This is a genomic window from Pseudonocardia nematodicida, assembly GCF_040105385.1.
GTDB lineage: Bacteria > Actinomycetota > Actinomycetes > Mycobacteriales > Pseudonocardiaceae > Pseudonocardia > Pseudonocardia nematodicida.
Genome location: NZ_JBEDNQ010000009.1, coordinates 132,526 through 156,586 on the forward strand (window position 1 = coordinate 132,526; position 24,061 = coordinate 156,586).

Annotated in this window: 19 protein-coding genes; 8 read left to right on the plus strand and 11 right to left on the minus strand. The window is 73.1% G+C overall.

Annotated elements, in window-relative coordinates:
- Positions 1 to 23: 23 nt before the first annotated feature.
- The 11 genes from WIS52_RS21265 to WIS52_RS21315 all read right to left on the minus strand — a co-directional run bounded on the left by WIS52_RS21265 (position 24) and on the right by WIS52_RS21315 (position 13,309).
- Positions 24 to 1,199: an outer membrane protein assembly factor BamB family protein gene (locus tag WIS52_RS21265; RefSeq protein WP_349300074.1), complete on the minus strand. Its 1,176-nt coding sequence runs from the start codon at positions 1,197 to 1,199 to the stop codon at positions 24 to 26.
- A gap of 270 nt (positions 1,200 to 1,469) precedes the next feature.
- On the minus strand, positions 1,470 to 2,324 hold the full coding sequence (locus tag WIS52_RS21270) for an alpha/beta fold hydrolase (RefSeq protein WP_349300075.1): 855 nt from the start codon (positions 2,322 to 2,324) through the stop codon (positions 1,470 to 1,472).
- An 18-nt stretch (positions 2,325 to 2,342) separates the two neighbouring features.
- On the minus strand, positions 2,343 to 2,981 hold the full coding sequence (locus WIS52_RS21275; protein ID WP_349300076.1) for an isochorismatase family protein: 639 nt from the start codon (positions 2,979 to 2,981) through the stop codon (positions 2,343 to 2,345).
- Entirely contained in the window at positions 2,978 to 3,496 is a 519-nt protein-coding gene (locus WIS52_RS21280) for a (2Fe-2S)-binding protein (RefSeq protein WP_349300077.1), read from the minus strand. The genes WIS52_RS21275 and WIS52_RS21280 overlap by 4 nt, the downstream gene beginning before the upstream one ends.
- Entirely contained in the window at positions 3,493 to 5,844 is a 2,352-nt protein-coding gene (locus WIS52_RS21285; protein ID WP_349300078.1) for a xanthine dehydrogenase family protein molybdopterin-binding subunit, read from the minus strand. Before WIS52_RS21285 ends, WIS52_RS21280 begins: the two co-directional genes overlap by 4 nt.
- A gap of 38 nt (positions 5,845 to 5,882) precedes the next feature.
- A complete protein-coding gene (locus WIS52_RS21290; RefSeq protein ID WP_349300079.1) occupies positions 5,883 to 6,668 on the minus strand; it encodes an FAD binding domain-containing protein in 786 nt (261 codons plus the stop codon).
- Positions 6,665 to 8,050, minus strand: coding sequence for an MFS transporter (locus WIS52_RS21295; RefSeq protein WP_349300080.1), 1,386 nt, complete (start codon positions 8,048 to 8,050; stop codon positions 6,665 to 6,667). The genes WIS52_RS21290 and WIS52_RS21295 overlap by 4 nt, the downstream gene beginning before the upstream one ends.
- Before the next feature lie 12 nt (positions 8,051 to 8,062).
- Positions 8,063 to 9,331 (minus strand): FAD-dependent monooxygenase, encoded by a 1,269-nt coding sequence (locus WIS52_RS21300; RefSeq protein WP_349300081.1) that lies wholly within the window; start codon positions 9,329 to 9,331, stop codon positions 8,063 to 8,065.
- Between the two features lie 178 nt (positions 9,332 to 9,509).
- The gene (locus WIS52_RS21305) at positions 9,510 to 10,022 is read right to left on the minus strand and encodes a MarR family winged helix-turn-helix transcriptional regulator (RefSeq protein WP_349300082.1); all 513 of its coding nucleotides are present in this window, start codon (positions 10,020 to 10,022) and stop codon (positions 9,510 to 9,512) included.
- 415 nt (positions 10,023 to 10,437) lie between these two features.
- On the minus strand, positions 10,438 to 11,802 hold the full coding sequence (locus WIS52_RS21310) for an L-serine ammonia-lyase (protein WP_349300083.1): 1,365 nt from the start codon (positions 11,800 to 11,802) through the stop codon (positions 10,438 to 10,440).
- Between the two features lie 79 nt (positions 11,803 to 11,881).
- Complete coding sequence (locus WIS52_RS21315) at positions 11,882 to 13,309, minus strand: MFS transporter (RefSeq protein ID WP_349300084.1); 1,428 nt, start codon at positions 13,307 to 13,309, stop codon at positions 11,882 to 11,884.
- Between the two features lie 285 nt (positions 13,310 to 13,594).
- Here WIS52_RS21315 and WIS52_RS21320 point away from each other — a divergent pair, with 285 nt between their 5' ends.
- From WIS52_RS21320 to WIS52_RS21355, 8 genes are all read left to right on the plus strand, one after another.
- Entirely contained in the window at positions 13,595 to 13,948 is a 354-nt protein-coding gene (locus WIS52_RS21320) for a bifunctional 3-phenylpropionate/cinnamic acid dioxygenase ferredoxin subunit (protein ID WP_349300085.1), read from the plus strand.
- Positions 13,948 to 15,150, plus strand: a complete 1,203-nt coding sequence (locus WIS52_RS21325; protein WP_349300086.1) for an NAD(P)/FAD-dependent oxidoreductase — start codon at positions 13,948 to 13,950, stop codon at positions 15,148 to 15,150. The genes WIS52_RS21320 and WIS52_RS21325 overlap by 1 nt, the downstream gene beginning before the upstream one ends.
- Positions 15,151 to 15,279: 129 nt before the next feature.
- A complete protein-coding gene (locus WIS52_RS21330; RefSeq protein WP_349300087.1) occupies positions 15,280 to 16,617 on the plus strand; it encodes a serine hydroxymethyltransferase in 1,338 nt (445 codons plus the stop codon).
- Between the two features lie 6 nt (positions 16,618 to 16,623).
- Positions 16,624 to 17,856 carry a sarcosine oxidase subunit beta family protein gene (locus WIS52_RS21335; RefSeq protein ID WP_349300088.1) on the plus strand — a complete coding sequence of 411 codons (1,233 nt, stop codon included), beginning with the start codon at positions 16,624 to 16,626 and terminating at the stop codon, positions 17,854 to 17,856.
- 23 nt (positions 17,857 to 17,879) lie between these two features.
- Positions 17,880 to 18,170 carry a sarcosine oxidase subunit delta gene (locus WIS52_RS21340; protein ID WP_349300089.1) on the plus strand — a complete coding sequence of 97 codons (291 nt, stop codon included), beginning with the start codon at positions 17,880 to 17,882 and terminating at the stop codon, positions 18,168 to 18,170.
- The gene (locus WIS52_RS21345) at positions 18,167 to 20,953 is read left to right on the plus strand and encodes a 2Fe-2S iron-sulfur cluster-binding protein (RefSeq protein ID WP_349300090.1); all 2,787 of its coding nucleotides are present in this window, start codon (positions 18,167 to 18,169) and stop codon (positions 20,951 to 20,953) included. Before WIS52_RS21340 ends, WIS52_RS21345 begins: the two co-directional genes overlap by 4 nt.
- Positions 20,946 to 21,563 (plus strand): sarcosine oxidase subunit gamma, encoded by a 618-nt coding sequence (locus tag WIS52_RS21350; protein ID WP_349300091.1) that lies wholly within the window; start codon positions 20,946 to 20,948, stop codon positions 21,561 to 21,563. Before WIS52_RS21345 ends, WIS52_RS21350 begins: the two co-directional genes overlap by 8 nt.
- A gap of 27 nt (positions 21,564 to 21,590) precedes the next feature.
- The gene (locus WIS52_RS21355; protein ID WP_349300092.1) at positions 21,591 to 24,053 is read left to right on the plus strand and encodes a GcvT family protein; all 2,463 of its coding nucleotides are present in this window, start codon (positions 21,591 to 21,593) and stop codon (positions 24,051 to 24,053) included.
- The last annotated feature ends 8 nt before the right edge of the window (positions 24,054 to 24,061 follow it).

Sequence of the window (24,061 nt, forward strand, 5' to 3'; positions counted from 1 at the left end):
CGTCCCCGGCCGGTCCGGTCCGGCTAGGGTCCGCCCGGGGTGTAGCCCACGAGCCGGTCGCCGAGCCGGATCAGCACGCGCCCGTCCGGTGCGACCGCCAGCTCTCGCAACCCGGGCCGACCGACCGGGACCGGGGTGCCGTTCCCGGTGCGCGCGTCGACCCGGACGAGTTCGTTGGGGCCGCCGGCCCAGACGCCGTCCCGGTCGGCGACGAGCACCTGCTGGTCGGTCCCGGTGGTCCGGCCCGCCGTGCGCTCCCACAGCAGCGTGCCGGTGGTCGCGTCGAGCCCGCGCAGCCCGGCCGGACGGCCCTCGCCGTCGAAGTCGTTGGTGACCACCACGCCGTCGGCCATCGTGCTGCCGGGGTGCTCGCCGCGGCCGTGCAGCGGTGCGGTCCAGCGCGCCGGCCCGGCCGGATCGGCGGCATCGACGGCGACCAGCTCGTCGTCCCGAACGAGCACCGCGGTCACCTCCCCGGTCGCCACGACCTCGGCGCCCGGTTCGGCGGCGTTCCCGGCACCGGACGCCGCGTCGAGGAACCGGCCCGACCCGGTGAGCACGCCGCCGGGGACGGGGTGCAGCGAGCCCGCGCCGCCGGGAACCGTCCACAGCTCCCGCCCGGTGTCGACGTCGACCGCTCCGATCGTCGGCCCGCCGGCGTCGTCGTCCCAGGAGGTGACGGCGACCGACCCGCTCACCGCCAGCGGCGCCCACCCGCCGGGGGCCACGTACCCGCCGGTGTCCACCGATCCGAGCCCGTGGCAGGACCGGATCCCGCGGACCCGGGCGTCGAGGGCGAAGATCCTTGCCTGCTCGTACAGCGTGGCGCCGACGACCTGCAGCCCGGTGGTGGCGAGTTGCACCCCGGCCCCGGGGACCCCGACGCTCCAGCCGACCCGCCCGGTGCCGGGGTCGAGGCCGGAGAGCACGGCGCCGCCGTCCTCGTCCGGGACCGTGACGACGACATCGGTGTCCGGTGTGGACACGATCTGCAGCGGCCGGTCGACGGCGACGGCGTACTGCGGGCGCAACCCCCACACCGACAGGTCCGGGACGTCGTCGAGGTCGGCGTCGGTCACCGCCGGGCGGTCCGCGTCGTCCACCGTGCAGTCCGGCCGGCTCCCGACGACGAACACCGTGCCGACGACGGCCACCAGGCCGAGCGCTGCCAGGAGCGCCGTCCGGCGCCGTACACTCACGACCCGGGACGCTACCGAGGGAACGGGACGACCGGGCCGGAACGGACCGATCGCCCGTCGTGCACCCGGGCCGGTGGCGCGGGGAGCACTCCTCCGACGTCCGCGCACCTCGTCCCGCCCGGCGCAGGAGCACCGCCGAGATGCGCTCCGGTGCTCGCCCCGTCCGCGCCGAGATGCAGACCAGTGCGCTGCCCGGGCCTGTCGGGGAGCCCTGGGGTGCATCTCGGCGGGGATCGTCCGGGCCCGGACCATCCGGCGCGGGTGCGGTGCTCAGCTCCGGGTCAGGGGCAGGAGTACCTCGCGCAGCACGGCGAGCGCGCCGACCGGGTCGTCCCAGAACACCATGTGCCCGGTCGCGGGGACCCCGACCAGGTCGGCGTCCGGATGCGCGGCGGCGATCTCCGCGGCGCCCTCGGCGGTGACCACCGGGGAGTCCACGCCGTGGATCACGGTGGTCGGCGCGGGCACCGAGCCCCAGGCGTCGAAGAAGTCCTCGCTCTCGAACCCGGCGTGCGTGGCCCGGATCGCCGCCTCGTCGCACGAGGACAGCCAGCGCGCCCGGAGCGCCTGCTCGGTGCGCGGCCAGCGCGGCCAGGCGCGGGCGACCTCGTCGGCGTCGGTGCCGCGCTGCGCCTCGTGCAGTTGCCCGAGGAACGCTTCGAGCGTCGTCGGGTAGGTGCCGCGGCCGGGGCCCGAGAGCGGCGGGTCGACCAGCACCGTCCCCCGCAGGGCCCGGCGCGTCGCGGCGAGCGCGGCGATCCGCGCGCCCATCGAGTGTCCGATCAGGACGCTGTTCTCGCCGAGGCCCAGGCCGTCGAGGACGGCGAGGACGTCGCCGGCGTAGTCGTCGAGGGTCCAGGAGTCGCCGGAGTCGGACAGGCCGCGACCGCGGACGTCGAGCACGATCGGCCGGCACAGGTCGGTCAGCTCGCGGGCGACGAAGTCCATGGTGATCGCCGGGCTGGTGATGCCGGGCAGCACGAGGGCCGGGGTGCGGTCGCCGCCGTAGTCGAGCAGGTGCAGGCGCAGGTCGCCGCGGCGCACCCAGCGCGAGGTCGCGGGGACGTCGGCCAGGTCGGCGAGCGCGTCCTGCCGGACGGCCCTGGTGGTGAGTGTGCCGGTCACGCCTGATCCCTCCTCATGTCACAGTCCCTTCAGGTAGCCGAGCGCGTCGTCGAGGGCGATCACGTCGCCGTACTTGGCGTCGATGTCGAACAGGTTCGCCTCGTGCGGCCCGGCCGCCCGGTCCCCGACGGCCTCACGGGGCACGAGCACGCCGAACCCGGACTGCACGGCGTCCACCGCGCTGGCCCGCACACACCCGCTGGTGGTGGCACCGCAGACCAACACGGTGTCCACGCCGGACGCGGTCAGGAACGACGCGAGCCCGGTGTCGAAGAACGCCGACGCGCCCTTCTTGGTGACGACCAGGTCGTGCTCGTGCACCGGCAGCCGGGTGTCGAGCGCGACGGCGTCCGAGCCCTCGACGAGCCCCCGCATACCGGGCGCCTTGCGCAGCCAGGGCAGGGTGTCGAGCTCGGCGGGGGAGTAGGCGATCGTCGTCCAGACGACCGGGACGCCGGCCGGGCGCGCGGCCTCGGCCAGCGCCGACGTCGCCGTGACCACATCGGACAGATCGCTGCCGGTCGGGTACGCCGGGTCGGTGAACCCCGCCGACAGGTCGACGACGACGAGCGCCGGCCGTGGCCCGCGCCGCGTGCCCGCGCCGAACCCGGCGGTGGCGTAGGTGGCGTCGGTGTCGGCGCCGTGCAGGCTGCTCATGAGGTGTCCACTCCGGAGTCGAGCGCGGACTGCAGGGCCGCGCGGCGGCGGGACGCGCAGTCGTCGACCGCGTCGGTGATGGTCTGGTAGCCGGTGCAGCGGCAGAGGTTCGACGCGACGACCTCGCGGATCTCCTCGCGGGTCGCGTCCGGTTCCTCGGCCAGGAAGCCCTCGGCCAGCATCAGGAAACCCGGCGTGCAGAACCCGCACTGCAGGCCGTGGTGCTCGGCGAAGCAGGCCTGCAGGTCCGACAGCTCGCCGTCCGGACCGGCCAGCGACTCGACGGTCCGGATCGCGGAGTTCTCGACCTGCGCGGCGAACAGCAGGCAGGCCCGGGCCGGGGCGCCGTCGACGAGCACGGTGCAGGCGCCGCAGATCCCGTGCTCGCAGCCGACGTGCGTGCCGGTGAGCCCGAGGTCGTGGCGCAGCACGTCGGCCAGCGTGCGGCGCGGCGGGATCGCGAGGTCGTGGCGCTCACCGTTCACGGTGAGCTCGATCAGCTGGACGTCGGTCACGGGGCCTCCTTCAACGCTTCGTGGACGGCCGCGCGGGCGATCGGCGTGCGGTCCAGCTCGACGCCGGTGTGCCGCAGGGCGTGGTTCACCGCGTTGAGCACCGCGGCCGGGGCCCCGATCGTGCCGCCCTCGCCCGCGCCCTTGGCTCCGTTCGCGGTGAAGGCGCACGGGGTCTCGAGGTGCTCGATGCGGACGTCCGGGATCTCGGCGGCGGTCGGCACCTTGTACTCCATCAGGCTCGGGGCCATCGGCTGGCCGAGCTCGTCGTAGACGACCTCCTCGAACAGTGCGCCGGCGATCCCCTGCGCGATGCCGCCGCGGGCCTGGCCCTCGACCACCCGCGGGTGGATCGCGACGCCGCAGTCCTCGACGCAGACGTAGCGCAGGATCTCGACGCCGCCGGTGCCGGGATCGAGCGCGACGACGCAGCCGTGCGTGGCGTTGGAGAAGGTGCCGTCCCCGCCGACGTCGAAGCTCGCCGTCGCGGTCAGGCCCGGGCCGACGTCCTTGGGCAGCAGGTGCGCGCGCAGGTAGGCGACGTCGGCGAGCTCGGTGAACGGAAGCGTCCGGTCGCCGGCCCGCACACCGCCGCGCCCGTCCAGCTCGGTCGAGTCGAGATCGACCTCCGCGAGGTGCGCGGCCAGCGACCGGAGCTGGTCGCCGAGCTTCGCCGCGGCCGCCGACGCCGCGGACCCGCCGATGGTCACCGAGCGGGAGGCGAACGACCCCCAGCCGTAGGTGATCCGGTCGGTGTCCCCCTGGACGATCTTCACCTTGTCGTAGCCGATGCCGAGCCGGTCGGCGACGATCTGGGCGAACGTCGTCTCGTGCGACTGGCCGTGCGAGAGCGTGCCGGTGGTGACGGTGACCGTCCCGTCCAGGTCCATGGTGATCTGCGAGAGGTCGAACCCGGGCACGACCTGCATCTTCCGCTGTGCGAACGCGCCGGAGCCGTAGCCGGTGCGCTCGGAGAAGCACGCGTAGCCGACGCCGACGATGCGGCCGGGTTCGGTGTGGGCGAGCCAGCCCTCGTCGCGCAGGACCTGCTCGCACAGGTCGAGGGACTCCCGGTAGGACCCGGGGTCGTAGGTGACCTCGTTGATCCCGCGGTAGGGGAACTCGGTGATCAGGTTGCGGCGCCGGACGTCGAGCGGGTCGAGCCCGAGCTCGCGGGCGGCGCGTTCCATCAGCCGTTCCATCACCATCACGTACTGCGGCCGGCTCACCCCGCGGTAGGGCGCGGTCGGCGCCTTGTTCGTGGTGACCGCGCGGCCGCGGACCCGGTACGACGGCACCCGGTAGACGCTCGGCATCTCCGCCGAGGCCATCAGCGGCTCGATCCCGGCCGTGAACGGGTAGCAGGAGTAGGCGCCCATGTCGCAGACGACGTCGGCGTCCAGCGCGAGGATCTCGCCGTCGCCGGAGAAGGCGGCGCGGGCGGTGTAGTGCTGCTCGCGGGCCAGGAAGCTCGCGGTCAGCGCCTCGCGGCGGTCCTCGATCCACTTCACCGGGCGGCGCAGCCGGCGGGCCGCGGCCGCGGCGGCGATCGCCTCCCGGCCGACGACGCACTTCTGCCCGAACCCGCCGCCCATGTCCGGCACCAGCACCCGGACCTGGCGCTCGTCCAGGCCCGCGCACCGGGCCAGCACGGTGCGGACCTGGTGCGGGACCTGGGTGCAGGTGTGCACCACGAGCTGCTCGGCGCGGTCGTCCCACTCGGCGACGGCGCCGCGGGTCTCCAGCGGGAGCGCGTTCTGCCGCCCGGTGTGGGCCTCGACGCGCACGACCGTATGCGCGTCGGTGAACACCTCGTCGATGCCCTCGGTGGCGAACAGCGAGACGTCGACGAGCACGTTGCCCGGCGCCTCGTCGTGCACCGGCGGTCCGGCCGCGGCCAGCGCCGCCTCCTCGGACACCACCGGGTCCAGCGGTTCGTACTCGACGACCGCCGCCTCGACGCCGTCCTCGGCCGCGTACGGGTCGGTGGCCAGCACGATCGCGACCGGCTCACCGGCGTAGCGGACCTTCTCGCGCGCGAGCACCGGCATCGACGTCGGCGTGAACTGCTCGGCGGGGCGTTCCAGCAGCGCGGTGATGTCGCCGAGCGCGAGATCGGCCGCGTCGAAGGCGGCGACGACGCCGGATACCTCGCGCACCTCCGACAGGTCCACACCGGACAGATGAGCGTGCGCCTCGGTGCTGCGGACGAACGCGGCGTGCAGCATCCGGGGCAGCGTGATGTCGTCGACGAACCGGCCGCGGCCGGTGAGCAGCCGGGGGTCCTCGCGGCGGGGGACCGACGCGCCGACCCAGGTGCCGTCACGGCGCAACCCAGGCGGCTGCGCCACCTGTGAGTACTTTTCGTTGCACTGACCACGAAAAGTACTCACAGGCGGCTCGCCGCCTCTCGCGCCCGCCCGACCAGCGTGCGCACCAGGTCGCGCCGGTAGGACGCCGGGACGCCCGGCTCGTCGCGCAGCTCCAGCGCGTCGGCGATCTCGTCCTGGGTGCCCGCGTCCTCGACCAGGACCGGCGTCGTCCCGACCCCGCCGAGCACGACGTCCCCGGTGTCGAGGTCCACCCCGGCCGCGACGATCGCGAAGTCGCCCCGCCGGTCGGCGTACTCGGTGACGGCGGCCCGCGGCGCCGGCCGGCCGAACACGATCTCCACGATCACCTCGTCCGCGTCGAGGGCGGTGGTGAAGGGCCCGAGGAAGAAGCCCCGCGCGGGGATCTCCCGGCGCCCGGCCGGTCCCTCGCAGACGACGGCCGCGTCCAGCAGCACGGCGAGCAGGCACCACTCGGCGGTGGCGTCGGCGTGCGCGATCGAGCCGCCGACCGTCCCGCGGGTGCGGATCGGCAGGTGCCCGACCCAGCGCATCGCATCCGACAGCACCCGGAAGTCCGGCCCGAGATCGGCCTTCTCGACCGCGCGGTGCGTGGTGAGCGCGCCGATCCGCAGGCCCGCGCCGTCCCGCCGGATCCCGGCCAGGCCCGGGACGTGGGTGATGTCGACGAGGTGCCCGGGCCGGGACATCCGGTAGTTCATCATCGCGACCAGGCTCTGCCCGCCGGCCAGGATCTTCGGGTCGTCGTCGGCCAGCTCGCCGAGCAGGTCCACCGCATCACGCACCGACGACGCCCGGTGGTAGGCGAACGCGGCGGGCTTCACGCGGGGGTGTCCAGCTTCTCCTCGGTCCCGGTGATCCGGTCCAGCTCGCGGCCGCGGGTCTCCGGTGCGCAGAAGGCCATGAACACCACCGCGGCGACGACCAGCAGCGCCATCACCGTGAAGGTCAGCGGCAGCCCGAGCACCGGCCACAGCAGCGTGCCGAAGATCAGCGGGACGAACCCGGTCACCGCCCGGCTCGACGACGACGCCCACCCGAAGCCCGACGCCCGCAGCTCGGTCGGGTACAGCTCGGAGACGTAGGCGTACATCACCGGGATCACGACCAGGGCGAAGAAGCCGAAGACCGCGATCGTCGCGATCGCCGCCGTCGGCGAGTCCATGACCAGCGCGAACACCACCAGTGCGAGACCCGCCAGCGGCCCGGCGACGCCGATGACCCACTTGCGGCCGACCAGCTCCACCAGCAGCACCGAGGTGATCACGCCGAGGATGCCGACCGCGTTCATGATCGTGGTCGAGGCGAAGGCCGCGACGTCGTCCATCCCCTGCGAGCGCAGGATCGACGGCATCCAGGACAGCGCGGCGTAGTAGACGACCATCACCGAGATGAACAGCGACCAGGCGACGCCGGTGATCTGCGGGGAGAACGACCACACCATCCGCAGCTGCTCGACGCCGGCGGCCAGCCAGCGCTTGTCCGAGGTCGTCGCCCCGGGGGCCGCGGCCGTGATGACGTACGGCTCGGGCGTCGCTCCGGTGCGGCGGACCATGTCGTCGATGACCGCGCGGGCCTCCTCCTCACGACCGGTCCGGGCGAGGTAGAGCGGTGACTCCGGGACACCCCGGCGGATCCAGACCAGCAGCAGCGCGGGCAGCACCATCAGGGCGAGCATCCACCGCCAGTTGCCCGCGAACGGGACGAGCAGCGTGGCCGAGACGCCGGCCATGGTCGCCCCGATCGGCCACCAGCCGTCCATCGCCGCGAGGATCTTGCCGCGCAGCTTCGCGGGGGAGAACTCGCTGACGATCGCGTAGTCGACCGGGATGCAGCCGCCCAGGCCGACGCCGGCCAGGAAGCGCAGCAGCAGGAAGATCTCCCAGTTCGGCGACAGGGCACCGAGTACGGAGAACAGCGCGAAGATCGCGATCGTGATGCTGAAGGCGCGTTTGCGGCCCATCCGGTCGGCGATCGTGCCCCACAGGACCGCGCCGACGGCCATGCCGACCAGGTTCGCGGTCGCGACGAGGCCGCGCTGGCCGGTGCTCAGCCCGAACTCGAGGCCGAGCAGCGGGGTGAGGAAGCCGTTGAGGGCGACGTCCCAGGCATCGAACATGTAGCCGAGGCCGCCGATGATGAAGATCTTCCCCTGGACGTTCCACCGCCAGGGCAGGCTCTGGACGACCTGTTCTCCGGTGCGCATGTCGGTGCTCCTCTAGCGGGCGAAGGGGTAGGTGATGGCCTCGTTGTCGGGGTCGTTCAGCGGCGAGCCGCGCCACAGCCAGTCGTAGGACAGGTCGGACTCGCCCTCGAAGCGGCGCAGCTTCTCGTCGCGCTCGCGCTGCTCCGGGCCGTCGGGCAGGTGGTAGAAGGACATGTTCTGGAGTGAGGCGTCCTGCACCAGGCCGGCGTGCTTGGCCCGCCGCTGGACGTACCGGGCGAGCGCGCCGTCGATCCCGGACCGCCCCGCCGCACCGAGCTCCTCGGCGAGCACCGCGGCGTCCTCCATCGCCTGCGAAGCCCCCTGGGCCTGGTAGGGGAGCATCGCGTGGCAGGCGTCGCCGAGCAGGGCGACCCGGCCGTCGATCCAGACCGGGTCCCGCCGGCGGCGGTAGAGCGCGAACGCGGCCACGTCGTCCTTGGCCTTGGACAGCATCGCCCCCACCCGGTCGTCCCAGCCGGCGAAGGCCTCGACCATCTCGTCGGCCGTGGCAGGGGCGGTCCACTCGCGCTCGACCCGCTCCGAGCACGGGACGATCGCCACGACGTTGAGGTACTCGCCGCGGCGGATGACGTAGTGCACCAGGTGCTTGTCCGGGCCGTACCAGATCGTCGAGTGGTAGCGGTCGACGAGGAACCGGGTGGCCGGGTCGGCCGCGATCAGCTCGCCGGGGATCAGCGCCCGGTAGGCCATCTCGCCGGAGAACACGAGCGAGTCGTCGAACCCGGCGAGATCGCGGACGGCCGAGCGGATCCCGTCCGCCCCGACCAGCACGTCGCCCTCGACCCGATCCCCGCGGCCGGTGACGGCGACCGGCCGGTCGGCGTCGGTGCGGTCCAGCGCGACGACCGCGGCGTCGGTGCACACCACGACGACCGGGCCCGGACCGTCCGGGTCCAGGCAGGCGTCGAGCAGGATCCGGTGCAGGTCCGCGCGGTGGTAATGCCAGTACGGGGCGCCGTAGGCGTCGACGACGGACTGCCCGAGCGGGAGCTGGGCGATGATGCTGCCGTCCGCCCACCGGCGCCGAACCTGGTCCTGCGGTGCGGTGTGGATGCGCTCCATCCCGGCGCGCAGGCCGAGTCCCATCAGGACGCGGCTGGCGTTGGGCGCGGTCTGGATGCCGGCCCCGACCTCGCCGAGCTGGGCGGCGGCCTCCAGGACGGTGACCCGGAAGCCCTGCCGGCGCAGGGCGAGGGCCGCGGTGAGCCCACCCAGGCCACCCCCGACGACCGTGACCTGCAGGGACTGGCTCGGCGCCACGACGTACCTCCTCACATCCGCGGTGCCGCCACGGTGTGACGTGGCCCGCACGAGAAGTGATCCGAGCACGTACTATCCGGATACGCAAGAGTTTGCGCGGAAGGAACCCGGACCGAAACGTCGCGTGACGCGGTGTTCACACGCGCCGTGGCCGCCGCCACGCCGGGTTCACGCGCGGCTACTCCGCGGCCCGGATCGGCGGCCGTCCGGCGACCGACTCCCAGTGCGCGCCGAGCGTGTTCAGCAGGACGGCGATGTCGCCGCGCTGCTCCTCGGGCACCGCGGCCAGGAGCTCCTGGTCGAGCCGGCGGGTACGACGGGTGATCTCGTCGAGCGCCGTCGCGCCGTCCGCGGTGAGGGAGAGGATCTTGCGACGGGCGTCGTGCGGGGACTCCGCCCGGGCGATCAGCCCGCGGCGTTCCATCCGCCGGCAGACGTCGGCCATCGTCGAGGTGTCGAGGGCGACCGCGCCGGCCAGCGAGCTCTGGTCCGAGTCGGGGTAGGCGCGGATCGCGGAGAGGACGGCGAACTGCGGGCCGGTCAGGACGTCGTCGACGTGCCGGCTCCAGGCCGCGAGGTAGGCCTGGTACATCCGGCGGGCGCCGTACCCGGGCGCGGCGACCAGGTCGGCCGGGGGTGCGGCGGAGGCGGTGGCTCGCCGGTCCCGGCGGCTGCGGAGCGCCTCGCCCATGATCCCTCCGTGGCCGGCCCGGGTCACGTGCCCGGGACTCGGCACGATGTTACGTGCCCGGACGACGACCGCCGCGGGCCGGGCGGCGCCGGCGCGGGCTCGGCTGCCCGCCGGAGCGGACGATGATCGACGGTTCCGGAGTGCAGCGTTCGCGAGACGGACGCTGCGCTCCGGAATCGGTGATCATGGTGTGGGCCAGGAGGGCTGACGGCCGGCCGTCACCCGTCCGGAGTGCGGTCCATCCTGATCAGGAGCTCGGATATCGCCTCGGCCTCGGCGGCAAGTCCGCGGCCTCGTCCGCCCGGGCGCGGGATTCCCGCGAGCCCCCGGAGATCCCGGTCCGCGAGAGCCGGGCCGCGAGCTCACGCTCCCGCCGATCCCGTGCGGTCCGCTCCGCCGCGCGCCGGGCGATCACTCAGCACTCCACGATGTTCAGCGCCAGCCCGCCGCGGGCGGTCTCCTTGTACTTGTCCTTCATGTCCGCGCCGGTCTCGCGCATCGTCTTGATCGCCTTGTCCAGCGACACGTGGTGGACGCCGTCGCCGTGCCGGGCCATCCGGGCGGCGGTGATCGCCTTGACCGAGGCCACGGCGTTGCGCTCGATGCACGGGATCTGCACCAGCCCGCCGACGGGGTCGCAGGTCAGCCCCAGGTTGTGCTCGATCCCGATCTCGGCGGCGTTCTCGACCTGCTCCGGGCTCGCGCCGATGATCTCGGCGAGCCCGGCCGCGGCCATCGCGCAGGCCGAGCCGACCTCGCCCTGGCAGCCGACCTCGGCGCCGGAGATCGAGGCGTTCTCCTTGAACAGCACCCCGACCGCGCCCGCGGTGAGCAGGAAGCGGACGACGGCGTCGTCGTCGAACCCGGGCAGGAACCGCTCCGCGTAGTGCAGCACCGCCGGGACGATCCCGGCCGCACCGTTGGTCGGGGCGGTGACGACCCGCCCGCCGGCGGCGTTCTCCTCGTTGACGGCCAGCGCGTAGAGGGTCACCCACTCCATCGCGTGCAGGGCGTCGGGCTCGCCGGTGGCCGACTCCAGGTGTGCGCGCAGCGTGGCCGCGCGGCGCCGCACCCGCAGCCCGCCGGGGAGCACGCCGCCGGTCGTCGTGCCGCGCTCGACGCACTCGCGCATCACCGACCAGATCTGCGCCAGCTCGGCGCGCACCTGCTCCTCGGTGCGACAGGACAGCTCGTTGGCCAGCATGATCTGCGCGATCGACAGGCCGTGCTCCCGGGTCAGGCCGAGCAGCTCGGCGCCGGTGGTGAAGGGGTAGGCGACCGGCGTGTCGTCCTCCACCACGGACGCGGTCCCGGGATCCAGCACGAAGCCGCCGCCGACGGAGTAGTACTCGCGGCGCTCGACGACCTCCCCGGCGTCGTCGAAGGCGTGCAGCACCATGCCGTTGGAGTGGAGGTCCAGCCGCCGGTTGCGGTGCAGGACCACGTCGTCGCCGACCGAGAACGCGATCTCGTGCCTCCCGGCGAGCCGGATCCGGCCGGTCTCGCGGACGGCGTCGGCCAGGGGGTCGGCCGCCACCGGGTCGACGAGGTGCGGCTGGTGGCCGGACAGCCCGAGCACGACCGCCTTGACGCTGCCGTGCCCGTGCCCGGTCGCCCCCAGCGACCCGAACAGCTCGACGCGGACGGCGGCGGTGCGCGCCAACCGGTCGTCGCCGGCCAGCCGGGACACGAACATGTGCGCGGCCCGCATCGGCCCGACCGTGTGTGAGCTCGACGGTCCGATACCCACCTTGAACAGGTCGAACACCGAGATGGTCATGCGCGCTCCTCCCGATGACGGCACTACCGGGCTGGACTCTGGACGATACTAGACTGATATATCAAGAGTCGGGAAGGCGTCAGCGGTGGTGCGGCGGCTCCATCGGGACGCCGTGCCGGTTGCGCGGGAGCGGCGGCAGGTCCGCACTGGACGTCAGCGGCGCCGCCCCGGGCAGCGGCTTCCCCGCGGTCTCGGGCAGGAAGAACACGCTGATCACCCCGATCACCCCGGCGCCGATCAGGTAGTAGCCGGGCCAGTCGAGGTTCCCGGTGGTGATCACCGCGGTCTCGATGATCGTCGGTGCGGTGCCGGCGAAGACGGAGACGAACACGTTGAAGGTCACCGACAGGCCGCCGTAGCGGATCATGGTCGGGAACATCGCCGGCAGCGTCGACGGGGCGACGGCGGCGAAGCAGACCAGCGTCCCGCCCAGGATCAGCAGGCCGACGACCTGCCCGAGCAGGCCCTCGCGCAGCAGCCACACCGCCGGCAGGCCGAGCACGATCAGCGCCACGCTGCCCGTCATCAGGATCGGCTTGCGCCCGATCCGGTCGGACAGCCGCCCGATCACGACCACCACGCAGAGCATCAGCAGCATGACCCCGACCTGCAGGCCCGTCGCCACCGCATCGCTGGTCCCGCGCACGCCGTGCAACGGCAGCGTGCCGGTCAGGTAGGTCGGGATGTAGTTCGTCAGCACGTAGTTCGTGACGTTCCAGGCGATCACGATCCCGCCCGCGACCAGTGCCGCGCCCCGGTAACGCCGGAAGAGGATCTGCATGGAGCGCCGGTAGGTCATCGTCGCGAGCGCCGGGGAGCGCTCCATGAGCTGGCGGAACGCCGGGGTGTCCTCGAGCCGCATCCGCAGGTAGATCCCGGTGATCCCCAGTGGCAGCGCCAGCATGAAGGGCAGTCTCCAGCCCCAGGCCAGCAGGTCGTCCTCGGGGAGGATCGCGATCACCGTCGCGGTGACGCCCGCGCCCAGGGCGTAGCCGGTCAGCGTCCCGAACTCCAGCCAGCTGCCGAAGAAGCCGCGGCGACGGTCCGGTGCGTACTCGGCGACCACGGTCAGCGCGCCGGTGTACTCACCCCCGGCCGAGAAGCCCTGCAGCATCCGGATGAGCAGCACCAGGATCGGGGCGGCGACGCCGATCGTGTCGTGGCTGGGGACCAGGCCGAGCGCGATGGTCGCGCCGGCCATCAGCAGCACGGTGTAGGCCAGCACCCGGGTCCGGCCGATCCGGTCGCCGAGCACGCCGAACACCAGACCGCCGAGCGGGCGGACGAGGAACGCCGCCGCGAACGCGCCGAGGGTGAGCACCAGCGACCACTCGCCGGCGTCGGGGAAGAACACGCGGTTCAGCACCACTGCGGCCAGGTACGAGTAGATCCCGAAGTCGTACCACTCGGCCACGTTGCCGACCGACGCCGCCGTCGCGGCCCGGCGGACGGTCCGCTCCTCCTCGATGGCCCCCGGCGTCGACCTCCGGCGGGGTCGCTCGGTCATGCGCCTCCCTCGTCGCGGACCGCTTCCGCGTCATGCGGTCACGCGAGCCCGGCACCGTCGCCGCGGGGTACGTCACACCGTGCCATGATCAAACCCTGTACTGATATATCTGAGCACGCTAAGTGGTGGCCCCGCTGACGGCAAGGTCTCGTTTCGTTCACGAACGCTGTCGAAGGCTGTTCACGAATCGCGGAAATTCGCCCGTTGACGACGGAGTGGCACGGCTTGCATCCTGCAGTTGCGCATAGCGGTCAAGTGTTCCGCGATAGGCAACAGGAGGCACCTATGATCTTCGTGGGCGAGCTATCCGACATCCCGGTCGGGGAGTCCGTTCGTGTCCAGGGGGAGGTGGCGATCGCCGTCTTCAACGCCGACGGCGAACTCTTCGCGATCGACGACACCTGCACCCACCAGGACGCCTCGCTCTCCGACGGGTGGCTCGAGGGCTGCGCGGTCGAGTGTCCGTTGCACGCCGCGTGCTTCGACCTGCGCACCGGAGCGCCGAGCGGTCCGCCCGCGAAGACCCCCGTCCGTACCCACGAGGTCGTGATCGACGACGGCCTGGTCTACGTCCGCGAGTCGGCTCCCGTCGGCGCGCCCGCGACGGTGGACGCCGTCGTCGCCGGCGCCGTGCTCTGATGCCCCCGACGTCTCCGGCGGTTCCGCCGCGCGACGTGACGGTCGTCGGTGCCTCGCTCGCCGGGCTCGCCGCCGTGCGGGCCCTGCGCGCACAGGGCTTCACGGGGCGGATCGTGGTGGTGGGCGAGGAGAAGCACGCACCCTACGACCGCCCGCCGCTGTCGAAGGAGTTCCTGGCCGGTGCGGCGTCCGACGAGGACATCGCGCTCACCGAGCCGGACGACACCGAGCTCGGCATCGAGTGGCGGCTGGGTCGCACCGCGATCGGGTTCGACGGTCCCGGCCGGGTCGTCGAGCTCGACGACGGCGAGCGCCTGACCTCCGACGCGGTCGTGCTCGCCACCGGTGCCCGGGCCCGGACCCTCCCGGGCGATCTCCCGGGGGGAGTGCACACCCTGCGCACCCTCGACGACGCCCGCGCGCTGCGGACCGACCTGGTCCCCGGCCGGCGCCTGGTCGTGGTCGGGGCCGGGTTCATCGGTGCCGAGGTCGCCTCGACCGCCGCCGGGATCGGACTCGAGGTCGACGTCGTCGAGGCCGCGCCGGTGCCCCTGGCGCGCGCCCTCGGGCCCGAGATGGGTGCGGCCTGCGGGCTCCTGCACGAGCGCAACGGCGTGCGGCTGCATCTCGGGGTCGGCGTCGCACGCCTGGTGGGGGAGTCGCGGGTGAGCGGCATCGTGCTCGACGACGGCCGGGAGCTGCCCGCCGACGTCGTCGTGGTCGGGATCGGCGCCGCACCGAACGTCGAATGGCTGGAGGGGTCGGGGCTGACGCTGGACGACGGCGTCGTCACCGACGCGCGCGGGATGACCGCGCTCCCGGGAGTGGTCGCGGTCGGGGACTGCGCCAACTCGCACCGGGACTTCACCGGCGACCGGCTGCGCCTGGAGCACTGGACCAACGCGCTCCAGCAGCCCGCGGTCGCGGCCGCCGCGCTGCTCGGCACCGAGCACTCGCTGCCCGCGCACCACGCCGTCCCGTACTTCTGGTCCGACCAGTACGGCCACAAGATCCAGTTCGCCGGCCACCGCGTCTGCGAGGGGTCGGTCCGTGTCGACGAGGGGGACCCGGCCGAGCCGGGCGGGTTCCTGGCACTGTTCCTCGACACCTCCGGCGAGCCCGTCGGGGTGCTCGGGGTCGACCGGCCGCGGCCGTTCGGCCGCTGGCGGCGCGAGCTGGTCGGGCGACTGCGTCGCCTGTGAGTACTTTTCGGGGCCGGGACCCCGAAAAGTACTCACAGGCCCGCAGGGCCTTGCTCTTCTCCCGACCAGCGTGCCAGTCTGCGAACACTTGATATATCAGTCCGCCAGCGAAGATATTCGGAGATGACCATGACGACGATCGCCGTGGACCACGACCGGCCGGCGGGGAGCACCGGCGGCAGCGTGCCGGGCGGGTCCCTCGCCGAGGTCGACCCCGAGGTGCACGCCGCCGTGAGCGCCGAGCTCGGCCGCCAGCGGCAGACCCTCGAGATGATCGCGAGCGAGAACTTCGCGCCGCTCGCGGTCATGGAGGCGCAGGGCTCGGTCCTCACCAACAAGTACGCCGAGGGCTACCCGGGCCGGCGCTACTACGGCGGGTGCGAGCACGTGGACGTCGTCGAGCAGCTGGCGATCGACCGGCTCAAGGAGCTCTTCGGCTCCGAGAGGAGCGCAGGCGGAACGAGCATCGGCGCGGAGTACGCCAACGTGCAGCCGCACTCGGGGGCGCAGGCCAACGCGGCGGCGATGACCGCGCTGCTCGACCCCGGCGACACCATCCTCGGGCTGGACCTCGCGCACGGCGGGCACCTGACGCACGGGATGCGGCTCAACTTCTCCGGCAAGCTCTACGACGTCGCGGCCTACCACGTCCGCGCCGACGACCACCGGATCGACATGGCCGAGGTCGAGCGCCTGGCCCACGAGCGCAACCCGAAGCTGATCATCGCGGGCTGGTCGGCCTACCCGCGCCACCTCGACTTCGCCGAGTTCCGCCGGATCGCCGACGCGGTCGGCGCGTACCTGATGGTCGACATGGCGCACTTCGCCGGACTGGTCGCCGCGGGGCTGCACCCGTCGCCGGTGCCGCATGCCGACGTCGTCACCTCCACCACGCACAAGACCCTCGGCGGCCCGCGTGGCGGCGTGATCCTGGCCCGCGGCGAGCTGGCGAAGAAGTTCAACTCCAGCGTGTTCCCCGGCCAGCAGGGCGGGCCGCTGGAGCACGTGATCGCGGCCAAGGCGGTGGCGTTCAAGCTGGCCGCCGAGCCGGCGTTCCGCGAGCGCCAGGAGCGGACGCTGACCGGGGCCCGGCTGCTGGCCGAGCGGCTGCTGTCCGAGGAGAACGTGGGCGTCGTCTCCGGGGGTACCGACGTGCACCTGGTCCTGGTCGACCTGCGCGACTCCGCACTGGACGGCAAGCAGGCCGAGGACCGGCTGCACCGGGTCGGCATCACCGTCAACCGCAACGCGGTGCCGTTCGACCCGCGCCCGCCGATGGTCAGCTCCGGGGTCCGGATCGGCACCCCGGCGCTGGCCGCCCGCGGCTTCGGCGAGGCGGAGTTCGCCGAGGTCGCCGACGTCGTCGCACGCGCGCTGCGGCCCGCCGCCACCGACGACGAGCTGGACGCGCTGGCCGCGCGCGTCACCGCGCTGGCCGAGGCCCACCCCCTCTACCCGGAGCTCTGAGCACCGATGACCTCTCCTGGCCCCGGCGCCGACCTGCCGGAACACCCGGACTTCCTCTGGCGGCTGCCCGAGCCGAAGCGCTCCTACGACGTCGTGATCATCGGCGGCGGCGGGCACGGCCTGGCCACCGCGCACTACCTGGCCAAGAACCACGGGATCACCGACGTGGCCGTCCTGGAGAAGGGCTGGCTGGCCGGCGGGAACATGGCCCGCAACACCACGCTGATCCGGTCGAACTACCTGTGGGACGAGTCGGCCGCGATCTACGAGCACGCGCTGAAGTTGTGGGAGGGCCTCGAGGACGACCTCGGCTACCCGATCCTGTTCTCCCAGCGCGGGGTGCTGAACCTGGCGCACACCGAGCAGGACGTCCGGGACTCGGTGCGCCGGGTGGAGGCCAACAAGCTCAACGGGATCGACGCCGAGTACCTCGGGCCCGACGACGTCGCGAAGCTCTGCCCGATCCTCAACGTCTCGACCGACATCCGGTACCCGGTGCTCGGCGCGACCTACCAGCCGCGCGCGGGCATCGCCAAGCACGACTACGTCGCCTGGGGGTTCGCCCGCCGCGCCGACGAGGCCGGGATCGACCTGATCCAGGACTGCGAGGTGCTCGGGTTCTCCACCGACGGCGACCGGGTCACCGGGGTCCGCACCACCCGCGGCGACATCGCGTGCGGGCGGGTCGCGTTGTGTGCGGCCGGGCACACCTCGGTGCTGCTCGACCAGCTCGGCGTGCCGGCCCCGCTGCAGTCGCACCCGCTGCAGGCGCTGGTGTCCGAGCTGCTGGAGCCGGTGCACCCGACGATCGTCATGTCGAACGCGGTGCACGTCTACGTGTCCCAGGCGCACAAGGGCGAGCTGGTGATGGGCGCCGGGGTCGACGCCTACAACGGCTACGGCCAGCGCGGCGCGTTCCACGTCATCGAGCGGCAGATGGCCGCGGCGGTGGAGCTGTTCCCGGTCTTCGCCCGCGCGCACCTGCTGCGCAGCTGGGCCGGGATCGTCGACACCACCCCGGACGCGTCGCCGATCGTCGGGCGCACGCCCTACGACAACGTCTATCTCAACTGCGGGTGGGGGACCGGCGGGTTCAAGTCCACCCCCGGGGTGGGCTGGTGTCTCGCCGACACGATCGCGCACGACGAGCCGCACCCCTACATCGCGCCGTTCAGCCTGGACCGCTTCGTCACCGGCGCGCTGGTCGACGAGCACGGCGCCGCCGCCGTGGCCCACTGATCCATCCACAAAGGAGGCTCATCGTGCAACTGATCGCATGCCCGCACTGCGGCCCCCGCGAGGAGGTCGAGTTCCACTACGGCGGCCAGGCCCACGTCGACTACCCCGCGGCCCCGCAGGAGCTGACCGACGAGCAGTGGGCGCGCTACGTGTTCTTCCGGGACAACCCGAAGGGCCCCTTCGCGGAGCGCTGGAACCACTCGGCCGGCTGCCGGCGCTGGTTCAACGCCGTCCGCGACACCGCCAGCTACCGGTTCCTCGCCGTCTATCAGCCCGGCGAGGCCCGGCCCGTCATCCCGGAGACCCGCACATGAGCCGCATCGACGGGTACGGCCGCATCGACCGCACCCGCACCCTGTCCTTCACCTTCGACGGCACCGTCTACACCGGACACCCCGGCGACACCCTCGCCTCGGCGCTGCTCGCACACGACGTGCACGCGGTGGGCACGAGCATCAAGCTCGGCCGTCCGCGCGGGATCGGCGCGTCCTGGAACGAGGACCCGACCGGCCTGGTGCAGGTCGAGGAGCCGTTCCCGGAGCCGATGCTGCAGGCATCGGTCGTCGAGCTGACCGACGGCCTGGTCGCCCGTGGCGTGAACGGCCGGGGCCGGCTCGCGACCGTGCCCGACACCGCGCGCTACGACCACCGGCACGCGCACTGCGACACGCTCGTCGTCGGGGCGGGGCCGGCCGGGTTGCTGGCCGCGCGCAGCCTGGCCCGGCGCGGGGACCGGGTCGTGCTGGTCGACGACCGGCCCGAGGCCGGTGGCAGCCTGGCGCCGACCGACCGGATCAACGGGCGCGCCGCGCACCGGTTCGTCGCCGACGTCGTCGCGGAGCTCGCCGAGTACCCGGACGTGCTGCACCTGCAGCGCACGACGGCGTTCGGGCACTGGGACGACGGGTTCGTGCTGGCACTGGAGCGCAGGACCGATCATCTCGGGGCCGACGCACCACCGAACCGGTCCCGGCAGCGGGTGCACCGCATCCGGGCCGGCCGGGTGATCGTCGCGGCCGGCGCGCACGAGCGGCCGGTGACCTTCGCGAACAACGACCGGCCGGGCATCATGCTCGCCGCCTCGGCGCGGGACTACCTGCACCGCTACGGCGTGCTCGCCGGCCGCGAGGTCGTCGTGTTCACGACCGACGACGCCGCGTACGAGACCGCCGCCGACCTCGCCGGGGCCGGGGCGCGGGTCACCCTGCTCGACGCCCGCCCCGAGGCCCCGGCGGAGCGCGCGCAGCACTGCCGGGAGTCCGGTGTGGACGTCCGGACCGGGGCGCTCGTCGTCGACACCTCCGCGGGTGATGGCGGCCGTGTCAGCGCCGCGCACGTTCTCACCGACGGCGCCCCGACGACGCTGCCGTGTGACCTCTTGCTGGTCTCCGGCGGCTGGACCCCGGCCGCGCACCTGTTCAGCCACGTCCGCGGCGGCCTGGTCTACGACTCCGGCCTCGGCGCGTTCCGGCCCGGCGCCGAGCTCGCCGGCACCGACGTCATCGGTGCCGCCAACGGCACCCTCGACCTGGCCGGCTGCCTGTTCGAGGGCTCCGGCGGCGACGCCCCGAGCAGCCCGCCCGAGCCGCCGCGCACCCCGACCCGGGTGCTGTGGCGCACCGGCGGCGACCCCGAGCAGCAGTTCGTCGACATCCAGCGCGACGCGACCGTCGCCGACGTCGAACGGGCCGTCGGCGCCGGCCTCCGCTCGGTCGAGCACATCAAGCGCTACACGACGATCGGCACCGCACACGACCAGGGCAAGACCTCCGGCATGATCGCCGCCGGGATCGTCGCCGAGCTCCTCGGCCGCCCGGTCGCCGACCTGGGCACCACCACGTTCCGCCCGCCGTACGTCCCGGTCGCGTTCGCCGCGCTGGCCGGGCGCGAGCGCGGCGACCTGTTCGACCCGGTCCGCACCACGCCGGTGCACCCCTGGCACGTCGCGGCCGGGGCGGTGTTCGAGGACGTCGGCCAGTGGAAGCGTGCCCGCTACTACCCGCAACCGGGTGAGGACATGGACGCCGCGGTGCTGCGCGAGTGCGCGGCCGCCCGGCGCGACGTGGCCATCATGGACGGCTCCACCCTCGGCAAGATCGACGTCCAGGGCCCGGACGCCGGCGAGTTCCTGGACCGCGTCTACACGAACCTGATGTCGACGCTGAAGGTCGGCCGCGTCCGATACGGCGTCATGTGCGGCAACGACGGCATGGTCGCCGACGACGGCACCGTCGCCCGGATCACCGAGAACCGGTTCCTGATCACCACCACGACCGGCAACGCCGCGCCGGTGCTGGAGAACCTGGAGGACTGGCTGCAGACCGAGTGGCCGGACCTGCGGGTACACCTGGCCTCGGTCACCGAGCACTGGTCGGTGTTCCCGGTCGTCGGGCCGCGGTCCCGGGCGCTGATCGGGGAGGTGTTCGCCGACGTCGACGTCTCCAACGAGGCGTTCGGCTTCATGACCTGGCAGGACACGACGCTGGACGGGATTCCCGTCCGGCTGGCGCGGATCTCGTTCTCCGGCGAGCTGGCCTGGGAGGTCAATGTGGACTCCCGGTACGGCCTGGCGATGTGGGAGCGCCTCGTCGGCGTCGGCGCGCTGTGGGGGATCACCCCGTACGGCACCGAGACCATGCACGTGCTCCGGGCCGAGAAGGGTTACCCGATCATCGGTCAGGACACCGACGGCACCGTCTCCCCGCACGACCTCGGCATGTCCTGGGCGGTGTCGAAGAAGAAGGACGACTTCGTCGGCAAGCGGTCCTACTCCCGCGCGGAGAACGCGAACCCGCTGCGCAAGCAGCTGGTCGGCCTGCTGCCCACCGACTCGTCGACCCGGCTGCCGGAGGGCTCGCAGATCGTCGCGTTCGCGGAAGACGGCACGCTGCCCCCGCCGCCGGTCCCGATGCTCGGCCACGTCACCTCCAGCTACCACAGCGCCGAGCTGGCCCGGCCGTTCGCACTCGCCCTGGTCAAGGGCGGACGCGAGCGGATCGGCGAGATCGTGCACGTGCCGTACCAGGGCTCACTCGTCCCGGCCGAGATCACCGGCCACGTCCTCGTCGACCCGGAGGGAGCCCGCCGTGATGGCTGAGACCCGCCCGCTGCGCGCCGTCCACCCCTTGGCCGCGTGGGAGCCGGCGTTCGCCACGCTGTCCCGCGAGCTGGGGGACCGGCCCGGCGCCGACCTCACGATCGAGCTCGTCCACATCGGACTCGCCACGAACCTGCGGCTCTCGCCGGGCCCGGCGGCGGACGCGGTGTCCGCTGTGCTCGGCGCTCCCGTGCCGACCCGCGCGAACACGTTCACCAGCACCGACGACGGCGAGATCGTCTGGCTCGGGCCCGACGAGTGGCTGGTCACCAGCCGGCACGCACGCCCGCACGCCGGAGAAGCGGCTCTGACCGCGCTGGTCGCCGAGCACGGCGGCTCGGCAGTCGACGTCTCCGGGCAGCGGGTCGCGCTGCGGCTGCGCGGCGCGCTCGTCCGGGAGGTGCTCGCCACGCTGTGCGCGCTGGACCTGCACCCCTCCGAGTTCCCCGCCGGGCGGAGCGCGCAGACGCTGCTCGCCCAGGTCGGCGTCGTCCTGCTCGCCCTCGGGCACGGCGACGACTACCTGCTCCACGTCCGGCCCTCGTTCGCCGGCCACCTGGCCGGCCGGCTCCTCGACGCGGCGCAGGAATTCCGCGTCGCCCCTCGCTGACCCTCCTCGACAGATCAGGAGAAGACCATGACTCCTCGCGTCGTCATCATCGGAGCCGGGATCGTCGGGACGAACCTGGCCGACGAGCTCACCGAGCGCGGCTGGACCGAGGTCACCGTCGTCGACCAGGGCCCGCTCCCGCTGACCGGTGGCTCCACCTCGCACGCCCCGGGCCTGGTCTTCCAGACCACCGGGTCGAAGACCATGACCGCGTTCGCCACCTACACCGTCGAGAAGCTCAAGAGCCTCGAGGTCGACGGCGGCTGGTGCTTCAACCAGGTCGGTGGCCTGGAGGTCGCGACCACCCCGCAGCGCCTGGCGGACCTGCACCGCAAGCAGGGCTGGGCGATCTCGCGGGGCGTGCCGGCCGCCGTCGTCGACCCGGAGGAGTGCGTCCGCCTGCACCCGCTGCTCGACCGCGACCGGATCCTCGGCGGGCTGCACACGCCCACCGACGGCCTCGCCAAGGCGACCCGCGCGGTCGTCGCGCTGACCCGGCGCGCCGAGTCCCGCGGCGCGCGGTTCCAGGGGAACACGCAGGTCACCGGTATCGCCCGCGCCGGCGGCAGGGTGACCGGCGTCGAGACCGACCAGGGGGTGATCGACGCCGACATCGTCGTCTCGTGCGCCGGGTTCTGGGGCCGCGAGCTGGGCACGCTCGTCGGCATGCGGGTGCCGCTGATCCCGCTGGCCCACCAGTACGCGCACACCTCGCAGGTCCCGGAACTCATCGGTCGCAACGGGGCAGACGTCGAGGCCCGGCTGCCGATCCTGCGCCACCAGGACGCCGACCTCTACTACCGCGAGCACGACGACCACCTCGGCATCGGCTCCTACGCGCACCGCCCGATGCCGGTGTCGATCTCCGATCTCCCCGGGACCGTCGACGTCAGCGAGTCCACCCAGCCCTCCATGCTGCCCTTCACCGACTCCGACTTCGCCGCGCAGTGGGAGCAGAGCCAGGAGCTGCTGCCCGCACTGGCATCGGCGAAGGTCGAGACCGGGTTCAACGGCGTCTTCTCCTTCACCCCGGACGGCGGCCCGCTGATCGGCGAGTCCGCCGACGTCGCCGGGTTCTGGATCGCCGAGGCGGTCTGGGTGACCCACTCGTCCGGCGTGGCGCGCGCGGTCGCGCAGCTGCTCGTCGACGGGCGCAGCGAGCTCGACCTGCACGGCTGCGACGTGCACCGGTTCGACGAGGTCGAGACCGCAGACGCCTACGTCGACGAGACCGGGCAGCAGAACTTCCGCGAGGTCTACGACGTCATCCACCCGCTGCAGCCCAAGCTCTCCCCGCGCGAGCTGCGCACCAGCCCGTTCCACGACCGGCAGCGCGAGCTCGGGGCGCTGTTCCTGGAGTCGCACGGCTGGGAGCGCCCGCACTGGTACGAGGCCAACTCCTCGCTCGTGCGCGAGCTGCCCGCCGAGTGGCGCGAGCCCTCCCGGGACGGCTGGTCGGCGATGTTCCACTCGCCGTGCGTCGCGGTCGAGGCGTGGAAGACCCGCACCGCGGTCGCGATGTACGACATGACCCCGCTTCGGCGGCTCGAGGTCGAGGGACCCGGCGCGTGCGCGTTCCTCGACCGGCTCACCACCGGCAAGATGGACAAGTCGGTCGGTGCCGTCACCTACACCCTCATGCTCGACGAGGCCGGCGGGGTGCGCAGCGACCTCACCGTCGCCCGGCTCGCCACGGACCGGTTCCAGGTCGGTGTGAACTCCAACCTCGACACCCGCTACCTGCTCTCCGAGCTGCCCGGCGACCGCAGCGTCTCGGTCCGCGACATCACCGGCGGCACCTGCTGCATCGGCGTCTGGGGCCCGCGGGCCCGGGATCTGGTTCAGCCGCTGAGTGCCGACGACTTCTCCCACGAGGGCCTGAAGTTCTTCCGCGCCACGCAGGCGCACATCGCCGGGATCCCGGTGACCGCCATGCGACTGTCCTATGTGGGCGAGCTCGGCTGGGAGATCTACACGAGCGCGGAGTACGGCCGGAAGCTGTGGGACGTGCTGTACGACGCCGGCCGCCCGCTCGGCGTCGTCGCCGCCGGCCGGGCCGCGTTCAACAGCCTGCGGCTGGAGAAGGGCTACCGGTCCTGGGGCGCGGACATGAGCACCGAGCACGACCCGTACTCGGCGGGGCTCGGGTTCGCGGTCCGGCCGCAGACCAAGGGGAAGTTCGTCGGCCGCGCGGCGGTGGAGGCGATCGCCCCGGACGCGGTGACCCGGCGGCTGACCTGCCTGACCGTCGACGACCGGCGCAGCGTCGTGCTCGGCCACGAGCCGGTGCTCCTCGACGGCGAACCGGCCGGCTACGTCACCTCGGCCGCGTTCGCGCACACCCTCGGGACGCCGGTCGCCTACGCCTGGCTACCCGCCGGTCTCGAGGTCGGCAGCGGCGTGGAGATCCAGTACTTCGACCGGCGGATCCCCGCGACCGTCGCCGCCGAGCCCCTGTTCGACCCGGAGATGAGCCGCATCCGCCGCTGACTCCGCCC